This is a genomic window from Nitrosomonas sp. (assembly GCF_019752415.1).
In the GTDB taxonomy this organism is placed as follows: Bacteria; Pseudomonadota; Gammaproteobacteria; order Burkholderiales; family Nitrosomonadaceae; genus Nitrosomonas.
Genome location: NZ_JAIEME010000081.1, coordinates 18496 through 34506 on the forward strand (window position 1 = coordinate 18496; position 16011 = coordinate 34506).

At 43.7% G+C, this 16011-nt stretch carries 19 protein-coding genes; 7 read left to right on the forward strand and 12 right to left on the reverse strand.

The features are described 5' to 3' along the window. Nucleotides 1-15: 15 nt before the first annotated feature. Nucleotides 16-1218, reverse strand: a complete 1203-nt coding sequence (gene coaBC / locus K2P83_RS12205) for a bifunctional phosphopantothenoylcysteine decarboxylase/phosphopantothenate--cysteine ligase CoaBC (RefSeq protein ID WP_292929564.1) — start codon at nucleotides 1216-1218, stop codon at nucleotides 16-18. Between the two features lie 218 nt (nucleotides 1219-1436). Here coaBC and radC point away from each other — a divergent pair, with 218 nt between their 5' ends. The 3 genes from radC to rpmG all read left to right on the forward strand — a co-directional run bounded on the left by radC (nucleotide 1437) and on the right by rpmG (nucleotide 2704). Beyond that, on the forward strand, nucleotides 1437-2111 hold the full coding sequence (gene radC / locus K2P83_RS12210; RefSeq protein WP_292929566.1) for a DNA repair protein RadC: 675 nt from the start codon (nucleotides 1437-1439) through the stop codon (nucleotides 2109-2111). A gap of 166 nt (nucleotides 2112-2277) precedes the next feature. Beyond that, nucleotides 2278-2514 (forward strand): 50S ribosomal protein L28, encoded by a 237-nt coding sequence (gene rpmB / locus K2P83_RS12215; RefSeq protein ID WP_292929568.1) that lies wholly within the window; start codon nucleotides 2278-2280, stop codon nucleotides 2512-2514. A 34-nt stretch (nucleotides 2515-2548) separates the two neighbouring features. Then, nucleotides 2549-2704 (forward strand): 50S ribosomal protein L33, encoded by a 156-nt coding sequence (gene rpmG / locus K2P83_RS12220; RefSeq protein ID WP_013966630.1) that lies wholly within the window; start codon nucleotides 2549-2551, stop codon nucleotides 2702-2704. An 84-nt stretch (nucleotides 2705-2788) separates the two neighbouring features. Here the strand turns inward: rpmG and K2P83_RS12225 are convergent, their stop codons facing one another. The 11 genes from K2P83_RS12225 to K2P83_RS12275 form a co-directional block, all read right to left on the reverse strand. Then, nucleotides 2789-3979 (reverse strand): fatty acid desaturase, encoded by a 1191-nt coding sequence (locus tag K2P83_RS12225; RefSeq protein ID WP_292929570.1) that lies wholly within the window; start codon nucleotides 3977-3979, stop codon nucleotides 2789-2791. A gap of 290 nt (nucleotides 3980-4269) precedes the next feature. After that, nucleotides 4270-4827 (reverse strand): pseudouridine synthase, encoded by a 558-nt coding sequence (locus tag K2P83_RS12230; RefSeq protein WP_292929572.1) that lies wholly within the window; start codon nucleotides 4825-4827, stop codon nucleotides 4270-4272. Nucleotides 4828-4866: 39 nt separating this feature from the next. Beyond that, nucleotides 4867-5319: a phosphohistidine phosphatase SixA gene (gene sixA, locus K2P83_RS12235; RefSeq protein ID WP_292929574.1), complete on the reverse strand. Its 453-nt coding sequence runs from the start codon at nucleotides 5317-5319 to the stop codon at nucleotides 4867-4869. A 31-nt stretch (nucleotides 5320-5350) separates the two neighbouring features. After that, nucleotides 5351-5647, reverse strand: a complete 297-nt coding sequence (locus K2P83_RS12240) for a DUF167 family protein (protein ID WP_292929576.1) — start codon at nucleotides 5645-5647, stop codon at nucleotides 5351-5353. Nucleotides 5648-5662: 15 nt separating this feature from the next. Then, complete coding sequence (locus K2P83_RS12245; RefSeq protein WP_292929578.1) at nucleotides 5663-6238, reverse strand: YggT family protein; 576 nt, start codon at nucleotides 6236-6238, stop codon at nucleotides 5663-5665. A gap of 62 nt (nucleotides 6239-6300) precedes the next feature. Beyond that, the gene (gene proC, locus K2P83_RS12250) at nucleotides 6301-7113 is read right to left on the reverse strand and encodes a pyrroline-5-carboxylate reductase (protein WP_292929580.1); all 813 of its coding nucleotides are present in this window, start codon (nucleotides 7111-7113) and stop codon (nucleotides 6301-6303) included. Between the two features lie 110 nt (nucleotides 7114-7223). Continuing rightward, nucleotides 7224-8054 carry a bifunctional DNA-formamidopyrimidine glycosylase/DNA-(apurinic or apyrimidinic site) lyase gene (mutM, locus tag K2P83_RS12255; protein ID WP_292929582.1) on the reverse strand — a complete coding sequence of 277 codons (831 nt, stop codon included), beginning with the start codon at nucleotides 8052-8054 and terminating at the stop codon, nucleotides 7224-7226. Then, the gene (locus K2P83_RS12260) at nucleotides 8054-8926 is read right to left on the reverse strand and encodes a DUF4340 domain-containing protein (RefSeq protein WP_292929585.1); all 873 of its coding nucleotides are present in this window, start codon (nucleotides 8924-8926) and stop codon (nucleotides 8054-8056) included. Before K2P83_RS12260 ends, mutM begins: the two co-directional genes overlap by 1 nt. Before the next feature lie 3 nt (nucleotides 8927-8929). Beyond that, nucleotides 8930-10288, reverse strand: a complete 1359-nt coding sequence (locus tag K2P83_RS12265; protein WP_292929587.1) for a GldG family protein — start codon at nucleotides 10286-10288, stop codon at nucleotides 8930-8932. Nucleotides 10289-10305: 17 nt separating this feature from the next. Next, a complete protein-coding gene (locus K2P83_RS12270) occupies nucleotides 10306-11049 on the reverse strand; it encodes an ABC transporter permease subunit (RefSeq protein ID WP_292929589.1) in 744 nt (247 codons plus the stop codon). A 22-nt stretch (nucleotides 11050-11071) separates the two neighbouring features. Beyond that, the gene (locus tag K2P83_RS12275) at nucleotides 11072-11800 is read right to left on the reverse strand and encodes an ABC transporter ATP-binding protein (protein WP_292929591.1); all 729 of its coding nucleotides are present in this window, start codon (nucleotides 11798-11800) and stop codon (nucleotides 11072-11074) included. A gap of 445 nt (nucleotides 11801-12245) precedes the next feature. On the opposite strand from K2P83_RS12275, the gene K2P83_RS12280 reads away from it, so the two are divergent. The 4 genes from K2P83_RS12280 to K2P83_RS12295 all read left to right on the forward strand — a co-directional run bounded on the left by K2P83_RS12280 (nucleotide 12246) and on the right by K2P83_RS12295 (nucleotide 15860). Beyond that, on the forward strand, nucleotides 12246-12914 hold the full coding sequence (locus K2P83_RS12280; RefSeq protein WP_292929593.1) for an OmpA family protein: 669 nt from the start codon (nucleotides 12246-12248) through the stop codon (nucleotides 12912-12914). A gap of 77 nt (nucleotides 12915-12991) precedes the next feature. Continuing rightward, a complete protein-coding gene (locus K2P83_RS12285) occupies nucleotides 12992-14323 on the forward strand; it encodes a TRZ/ATZ family hydrolase (protein ID WP_292929595.1) in 1332 nt (443 codons plus the stop codon). A gap of 19 nt (nucleotides 14324-14342) precedes the next feature. Next, complete coding sequence (ubiG, locus tag K2P83_RS12290) at nucleotides 14343-15050, forward strand: bifunctional 2-polyprenyl-6-hydroxyphenol methylase/3-demethylubiquinol 3-O-methyltransferase UbiG (protein WP_292929599.1); 708 nt, start codon at nucleotides 14343-14345, stop codon at nucleotides 15048-15050. 162 nt (nucleotides 15051-15212) lie between these two features. Further along, a complete protein-coding gene (locus K2P83_RS12295; protein WP_292929597.1) occupies nucleotides 15213-15860 on the forward strand; it encodes an HAD-IA family hydrolase in 648 nt (215 codons plus the stop codon). The last annotated feature ends 151 nt before the right edge of the window (nucleotides 15861-16011 follow it).

Genomic DNA, 16011 nt, shown 5'->3' on the forward strand with positions numbered 1-16011 from the left:
ATTAGTATTTTTCATTTATTGCTGGTAAAGTGAATTGATATGTTTTATCAAATGCTGCGCCTGTTCCATTTTTGATGCTTTCGGAAGTACATGCTTACCGGCATCATCCAGCAAAATCAATTCACTCTCGTCAGAACCGATGGCATCTTGAGCTAAATTGGCAACCAATAAGGGCAAGTTTTTTTTGCGCCGCTTCCTTTCTGCATTTTTCTCAAGATCTTCTGTTTCTGCTGCAAAACCAACGCAGAAAGGTGGTTCGGGTAAACTGGAAACCGTCATCAGAATATCTGGATTGGGAATCAGTTCTATTGATAGATTTTTATTAGACTTTTTTATCTTCTGCTGACTGACTCTTGCCATACGGTAGTCAGAGACAGCGGCAACACTGATAAAAATATCGGTCTGCGATATTTCTGCCTGCACGGCATGTAACATATCCTCTGCACTCACCACTTGAATGAGTTTATCTACTACTGGTGGCGCCAAACATGTGGGGCCAGAAACAAGGGTAACCGTTGCACCCTCTTCTACTGCAGCCCGGGCAACAGCATACCCCATTTTTCCGGAACTTTTGTTGGTGATACCCCGCACGGTATCAATCGCTTCAAACGTCGGCCCGGCTGTCACCAGAACTTTTTTGCCTTGTAATAAGCCACCTGTTTGAAACGCAACCAGCACCATTTCTGCCAGCTCGCTAGCTTCCAGCATTCGCCCCATGCCTATTTCACCACAAGCCTGTTCACCATTCGCCGGACCGATTATTCTGACACCGTCACGTTGCAACAAAGACAAATTACGTTGTGTCGCGGGATTCTCCCACATTTGCCGATTCATAGCAGGTGCTATTATGAGCGGACAATCTCGCGCCAAACATAATGTCGCCAATAAATCATCCGCCATACCACCGGCAAGTCTTGCAATAAAATCAGCACTGGCAGGTGCCACCAAAATCATATCGACATTACGGGATAGGTTGATATGTGCCATATTATTTACAGCATTGGTCACCCATAAATCGGTATAAACCGGATTACCTGTCAATGACTGGAAAGTGACTGGTCCAACAAAATGACCAGCAGACTGTGTCATTACCACCTGCACCTCAATACCCCTTCGTGTTAGCAGATGCGCCAATTCCGCTGCTTTGTAAGCAGCCACACCACCTGTTATGCCAAGTAACAGGCGTTTCTTAGATAGAGAAGTTAAACTTGTTGTCATATTAGGAGATTTCTCTGTATAAACTGTCCGCATTAAGTTGGTATTCATAAAGTTAGTCATTAATAAAAACAGCACCTGCTCGCTCATTCTACTCAATATGGCCTCGTTACATGCCGCTATCAGTAAAATAAAATAGCAATGCTGGTTATCTCAACAACTGATGGTGACGTACTTGCAAGCTATCTTATTTTACATGACTTAGCTATCAACTATATTTTATGGCAATTCCAAATTGGCCTATATCTGAGCGACCACGAGAAAAGCTATTGCAGAAGGGCGTCGCTGCCCTTTCCGATACGGAACTGCTGGCCATATTTCTACGTACCGGTATAACCGGGAAAAGCGCCGTAGATCTCGCAAGAGAATTACTTTTACATTTCGGCAGCCTAACCAATATATTTTCCGCCAATCAAACTAGTTTCTGCCAATTACCCGGTATGGGAATTGCAAAATATACACAACTACAAGCCGTGTTAGAAATGGCGCGCCGTACGCTAAATGAGGAGCTAAAGAGCGGAAATGCGATGAATTCACCACAGTTGGTTCGAGATTTTCTACGCTTGAGTCTGGCAAATAAACAACACGAAGTTTTTCTCGGTATTTTTCTTGATGCAAAAAATCATACCATTGCTACCGAGGAGTTATTTAGCGGCACATTGACACAAGCCAGTGTTTATCCGCGGGAAGTCATCAAGCGTGCGCTATATCACAATGCAGCAGCCATCATTTTTGCACACAATCACCCTTCTGGCGTGGCCGAACCTAGTCATGCAGACAAAGTACTTACCCAATCCCTGAAACAAGCATTGGCTATGATTGATGTTAAAGTATTGGATCACTTTATTGTAGGTAACGGCACTACCCTATCATTTGCCGAGCAAGATTTAATTTGAACAATAATCTCGAGAATAAGTTATTGGATTTAGAAAATATTGTAAATTTATATCTACTTTTCATAAACACTCACATCATTCATGAATATTTAAGCAGTTACATTTGAGTAAATACCTTAAATCAGGGTATAATCTCTCTTTTTAAGAATTCTTGGAATGCGCTATTATGGCACGAGTATGTGAAGTAACCGGCAAGAAGCCGATGTCTGGCAACAATGTTTCTCACGCGAATAATAAAACCAAGAGACGTTTCTTGCCTAATCTGCAACGCCGAAAATTCTGGGTTGAAAGCGAGAATCGCTGGATTAACTTACGATTATCTAATGCTGCATTACGCACAATCGATAAAAATGGCATAGATTCAGTGATCGCCAAAATGCGCTCAGAAGGCAAAAGCGTTTAAGAAACTAATCGACGTAAGTTAAGGAGTCATTACAATGCGTGAAAAAATAAAACTTGAGTCCTCAGCTGGAACAGGTCATTTCTATACAACCACAAAAAATAAACGTGCAAAACCAGAGAAATTGGAATTAATGAAGTTTGATCCCGTCGCACGAAAGCACGTTAAATATAAAGAAACAAAGCTTAAATAAATTTGGAATCAGCTGTAATACCAATAAAAAACCCGCCGAAGCGGGTTTTTTATTGGTTAAACTTTCTCAGGTCCGTCATAATTATTATGCATAGCAGCGTAATCTCTGAGAGAAAGCTTGCAGCACTTCGATACCGCTTTCCTCTGCACGCCGACACCAGTCTTCCAACTGCTTGACCAATTCTTCAGTTGAGGCAGTAGAACGTTGCCAGATCTCAGCTAATTCCTCACGCATGGTATACACTTTATCAAGTGTTTTAGCATTACTGAGAACTTGGCTTAATTTCTCGCGCTCATGCTCTTGCAAAGTTTTTGAATCAGCCAGGATCCAACGCTTCAGAGTAGAATTATCCACACCATAATGTGCTGTTGCTTCTTTCAAGTGAATCATTTCTTTTGCAAAAGTTTCTTTCAATGATTTCGTGTATTTGGCAAGAACCTCATAACGATGAGAAATAACTGCTTGCAATGTATCTGAATCGCATTGGGTTTTTTCCTTATTAAAACGCAATTTAGGCGCAACCTTCTTGACCTTTGCAAGCCCCATCATCTCCAAAATACGAATATACATCCAACCAATATCAAACTCATACCATTTATTGGATAGTCTTGCCGATGTTGCATAAGCATGGTGATTATTATGTAATTCTTCACCACCAATTAAAATACCCCACGGAACGATATTCCTGCTGGCATCTTCCGCCTGAAAATTCCGGTACCCCCAATAATGCCCAACACCGTTGATAATACCTGCAGCAAAAATAGGAGCCCACAGCATTTGAACCGCCCACACCGTAATGCCAATCGGGCCAAACAGGATTACATTAATAATCAACATTAATGCAACACCTTTTGCACTATGCCTAGTATAAATGTTACGTTCTATCCAATCATCGGGTGTACCGTACCCATATCTTTCCAGGGTTTCCTGATTCTTCGCTTCTGCTCGATAGAGCTCCGAGCCTTCGCTTAACACTTTCTTGATACCGACAACAACAGGACTATGTGGATCATCCTTGGTTTCACATTTTGCATGGTGCTTACGATGCACTGCCGTCCACTCTTTCGTAACCATTCCGGTAGTTAACCACAACCAGAAGCGGAAGAAATGACTCGGTATCGCGTGCAACTCCAACGCTCTATGCGCTGAATGGCGGTGAAGATAAATTGTAATACCCGCAATTGTAATATGCGTAAAAACCAAGGTAACGACGACATACCCCCACCACGGCATATCAATCACACCAGAGATTAAAGTAAGAAAATCAGAAATCATAGAGATACCATCCTTTTAATGGCCTACCTAGGCGCAGGCCTTATAAATAAAAACAAACACCCTCTAAACCATTGCACTTCACTCAACTTATAGAGTAATAAATTACTCACGCCGTTCTTTCATTCACTGTACATGAAGTATTTATTCTTTACCACTTCTTTACACAAAAATTATATTAACACTTTATGGAAAAAAATATTAATCTGTATCAATAGTCTATTTATAATAAATAGTTTTAGTGAAGCAAAATTTCATTTCCATACAGTACTCTGAAAAGAGTTAATAATCTTTCATCTCTCCAGAGCGGAGTAATTCAGCATGCGCCACTCTCCGGGAGCAAACCCCTGCAGGGTGTATTTACCGATTGCATAACGAATCAATCGCAAAGTAGGAAATAAAACCGCTGCTGTCATCCGCCTTACTTGACGATTCTTCCCCTCACTGAGAACCAAAGAAATCCAAGCAGTTGCGATATACTTGCGGTAACGAACTGGCGGTGTCCGCTGCCAAAGATGGCTGGGCTCATCCATCAAAAATGCTTGTGCAGGCCGTGTTTTGAAATCATTTAGAACCACACCTTGGCGCAACTTATTTAATGCAATCTCGTCAGGTTTACCTTCAACTTGCACCCAATATGTTTTAGGGAGTTTAAACTCTGGATTGCTGATTCTATTTTGCAATTTTCCATCATCTGTTAATAGAACCAAGCCCTCGCTATCAGCGTCCAGTCTGCCCGCCGGATAAAAGCCAGTTAATGGAATAAAGTCTTTTAATGATTGATGACCGCTTTCCGGTGTAAATTGGCAAATCACACCATAGGGTTTATTAAACAAAATTAATCGAGACATGGCGCCTGATTGTAATCAAAAAGTAAATCCAATCAAAACTCATAACATTTCAGGATAGATCACGAGATGAAGTGCTGGTTCAATAATATTGTCATTTTCCTGATACCGAATCCACCACACGGAGCCCTTCTTAACACGCAACCCAGGAGGGATATCCGGAATCAGATAACTGACAACCTCTCCTAATGTAGGTTGATGGCCGACTATGACAACAGCACCTTGTAAATTGGGCCGGTTAGCCGTTGCAAGAATACTCTTTACACTAGCGCCAGGACCTATTTCATTGTTAGTTAAAAAATCAGATCTCAGTGCCATAGCGGTTTGTTGAGTACGCCGCGCTGGACTGGCTATCACCAGCGTATTTTCCGGCAATTTCAATCTCAGCCAATCAGACATACGTTTTGCCTGGTCTAGTCCTTTCGCAGTCAGCTGACGGGCTGCATCAGGGAAACCATCTTCAGCCTCAGCATGACGCCACAGAATTAATTCCATCACATTTCTTTAATAAGAAGTACATTGATAATCAATTTTGCAACTCACTATATAATACATCCGGGCTACAACCAGGCTGCTGAATTATTATCACTTTATGTCGTGATTTATCACCTTGCCTCAATATCACTTGGTTAAGAGGCACATCAAAATGCTTGGCAAGGAATTTTAGTAGCGCGGTATTTGCTTTACCTTTCACCGGCGCAGCCGCAAGCTTTATCCTCAGCGCATCTCCATGTAATCCTGCCGCTTCGGTATTTTTTTCACCCGTCTGAATATGCAATGTTAATACAAGATTATCCGCATCATCATACCGATACCAGTTCATGATCGCCTTGATACCCTAAAGGAGAAGGGTAATGATTTCCTTATGTACGCCAGCCACTAGCATCAGCAGCACTTGAATTAAGATCAACACAAACAACGGGGACAAATCAACATTCGCAATCGGCGAAATACGCTTACGAAAAACGGCTAGGAATGGACGGGTAAAACTATCCAGTATCGGCGCTAACGGACTATGTGGATTAACCCAGGACAAAACAGCCTGCATAATAATCATTATCAACACAATATAGAGTGTCACTTTAACAATCTCAACGATACCCAACAACCCCATTACCCCGGATGCAGCGACGATATTTGCTGCAAAATCGAATCCCTGCACCATATAAACACTGGTAATGATCATACATTCCATTAACCAGGCGAGGATCAACGTGGATAAATCTATGCCAGCCCAGCCAGGAATAACACGGCGTGCAGGCCGCACGATAAAATCAGTCGCAGCGATAAGAAACTGGGATATTGCGTTGTAGTAGGGGACGCGTAATAATTGAAAATAAAACCGCAGGAGCAACGCCAAGGAAAGTAACCCCAGGATAGTATCAAGAAGAAAAATTAAGATCTGATTGGACATAAGAGTTTTCCGGAAAAACTGTAATTAATAAATGAGAAATCACTAACTGACCCTATCAAGATTTAAATTCTGCTGAACTCATCACTCAATTCTCGTGAACGCCTGTTCGCAGCATGAACGGCCGTTATGATCTTACACTGAATAGCATTTTTTTCCATAGTCTGTATTGCTTGTTCGGTTGTACCACCTTTTGATGTCACTCGAGCACGCAATACAGCTACATCTTCATCACTCAAGCTAGCCAGTTTACTGGCGCCAGCAAATGTCTGTAAACTGAGTTGTCTGGCTTGAGTCGGTGTTAAGCCCAATTCTATCCCTGCTTGCTGCATGGATTCAATAAAATAAAACACATAAGCAGGGCCGCTACCGGAAATAGCAGTCACAGCATGCAGCATTTCTTCATCATTCACCCAAAGTGTCGTACCTACCGCAGCAAGAATCGATTCAGCATTCTTTTTATCTAACTCACCCACGCCTGGCGCAGCATAAAGACCGGCAACACCGCTTCGTACCAAAGAAGGTGTATTAGGCATTGCGCGCACCACCCGCGCATAACCGCCCAACCAGCGTATGATATCAGTCGCACGAATACCCGCCGCGATCGATATGATCAGTTGATTATTCAATAATGGCGCAAGTTTCTGGGTCAGTTCGAATAATTGCTGTGGTTTTACGGTCAATAAAATTACATCACTGCCCTTGACACCATCGGCAAGATCAGCGATGGCTGGGATACCCAATGTATGTTTTATTTTCTCACGGTTTTCTGCATTTATTTCCACTACATGAAGCTGCCCTGCAGCGTAACTCTGCTGCAACAACCCACTGATTAGTGCAAAAGCCATATTGCCGCCGCCAATGAATGTAATATTCATATTAACCCCATCATTATGTTATCGAATCAACTGCATAGAAAATAACTTTAAAATTACCAACCAGTCAGTCTGACTTCAAAAATTAATCCACAAGCCTATGTGAGCGTCAATCAATGCTGACAACGCGGACAATAAAAGCTGGAGCGTTGACTTTGTCTGATTTGCTTAATCTCATGATCACATATTTTACAGCGTTCCCCGCCACGCCCATAAACCCAATACTGCTGCTGAAAATACCCAGGATTCCCGTCACTGTTAACAAAATCACGCAAACTGCTGCCGCCGGCTTCAATTGCCAGCTGCAAAATTTGTTTAACCGCTTGAACCAGCTTTTCATAACGTGCCATACCAATTCTGCCAGCGGCTATTTTGGGATTGATCCCCGCTAGAAACAAAGCTTCATTCGCATAAATATTACCAATACCAACGACCACATGGCTATTCATCAGCATTTGTTTAATACTGGCGCGGCATTCTCTAGTTTTCTCAAATAATTGCTGCGCATTGAAATCTGCTGTTAAGGGCTCGGGACCAAGATTCATCAGAAGCGGATGCTGCAGAATATCTCCCGTATGCCATAACACTGCACCAAAACGACGCGGGTCTCGCAATCTCAGAACGGTTTGATCACTTAAGATCAAATCAAAATGATCGTGTTTCTGGGGTAGCTCTATCGATTGCATCAATCTATACGGTAGTATGCGCAAACTCCCTGACATGCCCAGATGAAGAATCAACGTTCCGACACCACAATCTAGCAAAAGATATTTAGCCCGCCGTGTCACTGCCTGAATCGTTAAACCCGCCAATAACTCAGGTAAATTGCCCGGTATCGGCCAACGTAGGCTAGGATTACGGATAATCACATTTGCAATGGATCGTCCCAGCAAATGCGGCGCGATACCGCGCCGTGTGGTTTCGACTTCTGGTAATTCCGGCATCAGTTCTCAGGCAATATTTGATTTGATTTTATCCGGTACGGATCGAGTAATTGCTGACCTGCATCAATCGGAAACTGATAACCGAATCCATCATTAACACGTAACAACAATACCGAAAATTCATTTTGCAAGATTCTCAGATTGATCTCCTGTCCATTTTGCAATGCGATTTTAATAGAGTCATTAACAACAAAATCAGGACCTAACGCTTGCTCCAATATCAGTTCTCTGGCCTGCGCCGTTTGCCATAACTGGATCCAATGTTTTATTGTCCCTTCGTCAAGCGCTTCATCAGAATGCTGCACGGTGATACGCCAATTTTCATTCTGAAATTCTACCGTCAAATGATTCAGCTCAAATTTAACCGGAATTTCATTGGATGCCAGTAACTGTGGATTGATCAAGTCGCTGACATTTGATGGCAAGGCAAGCACATAGCGCGGAGAAATCAAATACACCTGATCACTTGTCGCCACATATTGTTGATTGGTTGTGGGTGCAAATCCGCCAAAACCAAAATACTCGTCATTCAGATACAACCGCACATTGGGTTGATCCAGGCCAAAACGCTCTAGATCTTCCAGAGGCAAACGTTGATTGCTATACACCGTCAGAATTTCTAGAATTTCCGCGATCTTTCTCTCGTCAGCACGAGCTTGTACCGGCTTTACCAGATACCAGTGATTATCCAATTGCTTCAGTGCAATCTCTTGTTGCTGCCTCACGATACGTAAGTTCTGCACCGCTTCAATCGAACTGGTTGAAAGTGGGTATTTATGAATATCCGAAGATTGCGGCCTGAAATACAGAAACACCGCCAAGCCGGCAATTGTAATAAACATGACCAGATTAAGTCGCGCGTGATGAGTCATTTTTTATATTCTTCTTTTGCGATGCCACCAAATCACCGTTCCACTCACCAAAAACAGTACCGGCAATAAAACAAGAAAAACAACTGCAATCAAAGTCAGTTCTGATTCACTTAGGATTAGATTGCTATCCAGCGTTGCGCGCGGTTGAATCACAATCAGTGCTTCGTCGCCGGTAAGCCAATTAATCAGATTAATACCAAAATCTAAATTACTGCCGTTCCCCAGATAAGTATTGGCAAGAAAATGTCCGCTGCCAACCACAACAATGCGCTGCTCACGATCCTGAATACTGCGTGTCAAAGCCACTGCAATACTGATTGGACCGGCCACATCATCAGCTTGATCAAAAACAATCTCGCTATTCAGGTCACCGGTTTCCACCCAGCCTTCTGGTGCCGCTTCAACCAGTGACACACTACTCCATTCTTCACTTTCATCAATCGTTATCTGGCGCGAAAACGGAAATACCGTAATGTAATCAAAATTACCGGTGATGACGTGCTGCCCATAAATAGCACCCAAAGCAAATGTAACCGGCGCTTTAAGCTGCTCTGCCTGAGGATCAACGACGACACCCGGAGTGAGTGTTAAGCGTAACTTCTCTGCCAAGGCTAGCAGTCCGCGTAACGATTCCTGATCAACCAACCATAATAGGTTACCGCCGCGATCGACATAATTCAGTATCTTATCTACTTCTCCCGGCAATAAGTCGGTCTGTGGGGAAGCAATCATCAACATGCTTGCATTCACGGGAACATCCTGCTCAATGGCAAGATTCAATGACTGACTATTAAAGCCATTTGTGCGCAAGTGCCTGCCAAATTCCCCTAAATCGTAGTTGGCATTCCCATCAAGCCTGCGTTCCCCATGACCGCTCAATGCCACGATTAGCTTGTCTTCAGCACGCGCCAATCGCATCAATGCGTTGGAAAATGCCTGTTCATTGATGGCTGTGAGATGCTCAATTCTCTGATTAAATTTGATTACCATCTCACCATTCACCTGAACATCCGCTTCCTGCGTCAATATAGGTTGCGCCACCGGATCAATAAATGTCAGTGAAAGATCCGGCTTTACACGCTGATAAAGTGCAACAAAGTCGGCAATAATCTTGCGAATATCTCCCAATTGCGCATGTTGTTCAGTGGCATAAGCTGTCACTTGAACCGGCCCTTGCAATTTTTGCAGTATCTCAACACTCGCCTCACTCAGGCTATTACGGCCATTCTGACTAACATCCCATTGCAACCGGGTTTGTGCTGCAAGATAGCCCAGCAAAATAACAAGCAACAGTAGCAAAATGACAAATACGCCATTTTGTATCAGGTAATGCCAGCGCAATTTTTTATTCAGCGTAATCATTTACGTAACTTTTAAGCTTACCCATGCAATCGCTCTCCATCCAGGCGGCGAATCGTTAACACCAGAAAGGTAACGATAAATAAAATAAAATAAGCGATACTCAAGGTATCAATTAAACCCTGATTAAACTGTTCAAAATGCTTCAGTAAAGAAAAATATTGTAACCATCCATCTGTTTCACTTGCAGCCAGATTGAACATCCACAACCCTAACAACGCACCCAAGGTGCCAATCGCGGCAATTATCGGCTGTGCCGTCAAGCTGGAAATATAAAGACCCAATGCAGAAAAACATGCAGTCACCAGAAATAAGCCTAGCGTATTGCTGAGTATCAAGCCAAAATCCAGCGCACCGCCAAGACGTAATGAAATAGATAATGCAACTATCAGGGCAATTACAGCCAAAAAGAAAACCATTAGGCCCAGAAATTTACCGATCACAATATCCGCCATGGAAACCGGCGCTGAAATCAATAATGTCAGCGTGTGATTACGGCGCTCTTCAGCCAGCAAACGCATGGACAATAATGGCGTAACCATCAATAAAATAATGGCTGCCATTGCAAACACGGGGGAAATAATGATTTCCGTAATTCCCGGGGGATTAGCAATTTGCATCAATTGAGACTGTATCTCCAGAAATGCATCCAATCGAACCAGAAAAACCCAGGTGAGTATGAGTTGTATCAAAGCCAGCAATATCCAGGCCAAAGGAGAGATAAACAACATACTCAATTCCTTACGGATAATGGTAACAATCATTTTGAAGATTCCTGTTTGCTCATCACTGTGTGAGTTGCGTAAATACCGCTTCCAGACTGGTGCCCTGCTGCTGCAATTCGGCCATAGTTTGATCAAATACTACGCGACCTTTATGCATTATCTGCACCCGGTCACATACGCTCTCTACTTCAGATAATATATGCGTTGATAAGATGACACTACTGGATACACCCAAATCCCGGATCAACGAGCGAATTTCACGCATCTGATTGGGATCAAGGCCTACCGTTGGTTCATCAAGAATAATGACGTCCGGGCTGTGAATAATAGCCTGCGCAATACCCACGCGTTGCTGAAATCCCTTCGACAATGTGCCAATCACATGCCTGCCTTGAACTTCCAGACCACAACGCTGTTTCACATTATCCAACACAGATTGTAACGTATGCTTGTTGATACGATGCAGTCGGGCGGCCAGCAACAGATACTCATCGACCGTCATGTCATGATAAAGCGGTGGAATCTCAGGTAGAAAACCTAAATGCAGTTTGGCTTCTCGCGGTTTATCCAGCAAATCGATGCCGCAAATCTCTATACTGCCGGCACTCGGTGCAAGATTACCCGTCAGCATACGCATCGTTGTGGTTTTACCCGCGCCATTCGGCCCAAGTAATCCTAATACTTCCCCGCGCCTTAATTCGACACTCACATTTTGTACCGCTGTGTGGTGACCATAGTTACGACACAAATTCTGTGCTGACAATGTTAAAGTTGCCATTTCATTTGTCATACCTAAGAATTCCCGCAGTTAAATAGTGATATGATGAATTTTCTTTGCAAGTAAAACTAATGTTTGAAATTTCACATTTCAAACAAAGGGGCAGTATACGTCTGATAGATCAATAATTCACCGGCTTTAACTCTATTGCGACAATAAGACAAAATACAAGCAATCATTATTAACCACTATACGGCTATTTCTCTAAAGAAAGCTAATTCTTGACCGTGCATCAACGACTCTAATTCATTAATTCCATTCCGTTCAAAATAACAACAAGTATTTGTTGCAAATAAGCAACAGATTAATTTGAGATAATTAGCAAACAAACTGATAATTGAACACTTACAAGCTTGAAGTAGTAGAATAGCAAAGACTTTCCATTGTATTGGTAAAGCAGTTTTTGCATTACCACCAGAACTCTTAGAAACATAGTTTTCATTAAAAGGACAACATCATGAAAAAAATATCAGCCAAAAATACTCTTATTGGAATGGTTCTTATACCAGCAATGTTTTCTGGTGCTGTCTTAGCACAAGGAATAGATCAAGATCGATCTGTAAAAAAGCCGGAAGCTTATGGTGTTGACGATCGTGGCGTAGTTGCCAGAAACACAACCGGTTTATGTTGGCATACTGGGTATTGGACACCCGCTATGGCTATTCCAGAATGCGATCCAGATCTAGCTAAAAAAGCCGAAGTTGCTTCGGCACCAGCTGAGGTACCAGCTGCGGCAGCCAAAACAGCTCCTGAAAAGATTACATTCTCTGCAGATGCGTTATTTGACTTCGACCGTGCAACATTGAAACCAAATGGTATCCAAGCATTGAATGAGTTTGTCAGTGCCATTCAAGGTATTAAGTATGACCTCATCATTGCTGTCGGTTATGCAGATCGCATTGGATCCGATGATTACAACAAAAATCTCTCCGTACGCCGCGCCGAATCAGTTAAAGCCCATTTGGTGTCGAGAGGTATAGAACCCAGCCGCGTCTTTGTAGATGGCAAAGGTGAAGCAAATCCAGTAACGGGTAACAGCTGTGTTGGAGAGAAAAAAACCAAAGCATTGATTGATTGTCTTGCACCTGACCGTCGCGTTGAAATCGAAGTAGCAGGTACAAAATAAGCGGTATCGTTGTTTTTTCTAAAAAAAGCCCTGCCGTAATGTGCAGGGCTTTTTTCTTTCTACACATTGCATAATGCATGAATGATCTGCTAGAAATCGACATCGTAATAGAAGCGAAATGGATTATTCCCATTGAGCCGGCTGAAATCACACTGAATCAACACGCAATTGCAGTAGACAAAGGAATTATCAAAGCTATTCTGCCGATATCCGAAGCCAGACTGCGTTACAAACCCCAGCAAACCATAACACTGAACGATCATGCACTGATCCCAGGCCTCATCAATTTGCATACCCACGCGGCCATGACACTGATGCGTGGATTTTCCGATGATTTACCCCTGATGGAATGGCTCAACAAACACATCTGGCCGATCGAGAATCAACATGTTGATTCCCAATTTGTGCTGGATGGCACTCAGCTTGCTTGCGCGGAAATGATCAAAGGCGGTATTACCTGCTTTAATGACATGTATTTTTTCCCGGAATCCTGTGCTGAGGCCGCAATTCATGCAGGAATGCGTGCTGCGATCGGCATGATTGTGATTGATTTTCCAACTGCCTATGCCAGTGATGCTGATGATTATCTGGCTAAGGGACTAAAATTACGTGATCAATATCACCAACACCCGCTGCTTTCCTTCTGTTTTGCCCCGCATGCGCCATATACTGTCAGCGATAAAACTTTTAGCAGCATCCTGACTTATGCAGAGCAGCTCAATACACCCATCCACACCCATCTACACGAGAGTCAGGATGAAATCCGCATCAATCTAGAATCAAACGGTGTACGACCGATTGAACGTTTGCATCAATTAGGATTGCTCAGTCCAAGCTTGATTGCGGTGCACATGGTGCATCTGACTGACTATGAAATTAAACTCGTACATCAATATGGCTGTAGTGTTGTGCACTGCCCGTCATCCAACATGAAACTTGCCAGTGGTTTTGCACCGATTTCTGCACTGTTAAATCAGGGCGTGAATGTTGGCCTCGGTACAGATGGCGCAGCCAGTAACAATCGCTTGGATATGTTTGAGGAGATGCGTCAGGCCGCATTGCTAGCAAAAGCAACCAGTGGTCAAGCCGATGTCTTACCTGCCCATCAAGCACTCAGAATGGCCACCTTGAATGGCGCCAATGCTTTGGGGCTAGGGGAAATAACCGGTTCATTAGCCGTTGGAAAAGCGGCTGATATCACAGCAATCAATTTTTCCGACCTGAATCTCACGCCCTGCTATGATCCGGCTTCACATTTGGTATACACAGCAAGCCGCGAGCAAGTGAGTCATGTATGGGTAAATGGTAGAATGTTACTAGACGATAAAGAATTGACTACACTGAACCCGTTTGAACTGCAATATCGTACCGCTTACTGGCAAGAACGAATTGCCACAACATCAAGATAATCCGAATAAAGGAACACAAATGGAAAATGACGGCATTAACGCTGATCCGCTGGAACTTGAAAAATTCAGCCAACTTGCGCACCGCTGGTGGGATCCAAACAGTGAGTTCAAACCGCTGCATGAAATCAATCCATTACGCCTTAATTATATTGATGAATTGGTTGGAGGATTGGAAGGAAAAACTGTATTGGATGTCGGATGCGGCGGCGGTATTTTATCCGAAGGCATGGTATCCAAAGGCGCTCATGTAACCGGTATTGATCTCAGCGACAAAGCGCTCAAGGTTGCCAAGCTACACTTGCTGGAAAGTAACCACCAAGTTGATTATCGCAAGATTACAGTCGAATCCCTGGCAAAAGAACAACCGCAACACTATGATGTAGTCACCTGCATGGAAATGCTCGAGCATGTACCTGATCCAATGAGCGTTATTCGCTCATGCACTCAGCTAGCCAAGCCCAAAGGATGGGTTTTTTTCTCAACCATCAACCGCAATCCGAAAGCCTATCTGTTTGCCATCATTGGTGCTGAATACGTATTAAAGCTGCTGCCGCGCGGCACGCACGAATACTCCAAATTTATCAAACCTTCCGAACTTGCGCGCATGGCACGAAATGCAGGGTTGACGGATGAAAAATTGATCGGCATGACGTACAACCCAATCACCAAAGTCTACGCACTGGAAGATGATACCGACGTTAACTACATCATGGCTTATCGCAGCTAATTTAAGGAGCTTGTGAATAATTGTCATTTCGAGCATAGCGAGAAATCTATGCTTCTGATTCGCAAAGATTCCTCGCTATGCTCGGAATGACAAAGATGAGTTATTCAATGCTTCCGTAAATTCCCCAGCACAACGTAATTTTCACCACTTAATTTCTGACTAATGATTAAAGCAGTCCTTTTCGATTTTGATGGCACGCTGGCTGACACCGCCCCCGATCTCGGCCATGCCCTTAATCGGCAACGCATTGCACGTGACATGCCTGCATTGCCCATTGAACAGATCCGCAGCCAGGCATCAGCCGGTTCACGGGGATTGCTGGGGCTCGGCTTCAATATCAAACCGGGTGACAATGACTATGAATCCATGCGCGATGAATTTCTTGATTTCTATACACAGCGCCTATGCCACGACACCTGCCTGTTTCCGGGCGTTGATGAATTGCTGGATCATTTGGAAAAACGCAATCTGCCTTGGGGCATTGTAACCAACAAGCCCGCACGTTTCGCGCACCCATTGATCGAACTGCTCGGCTTGGCTCAGCGGGTTGCCTGCGTCATTTGCGGCGATGAAACCACCAATACCAAACCACACCCGGAACCACTACTGACCGCCAGCAACAAAATAGCCATCTCACCTAGCCACTGCATTTATCTGGGAGACGATATCCGCGATGTCCAGGCCAGCATGGCGGCAGGCATGCAACCCATCGTTGCCCGCTATGGCTATTTGGGTAATGACCAACCGCCCGAAACCTGGGGCGCCCGGCATCTAATTGACCATCCCAAAGAATTACTGAATTATCTATAAAGAAGTGCATGTTAATTCTGTTAGAATAATCTACATATAGGGCTTGAACTTTCTGGTTTCAACACCATCCTATACACTACCAAAACGAATACCGGGGACGATCTGGTTTCGACGTGGGTTGCAAAGCAGCGCAGGGCATACCGAGGATCAG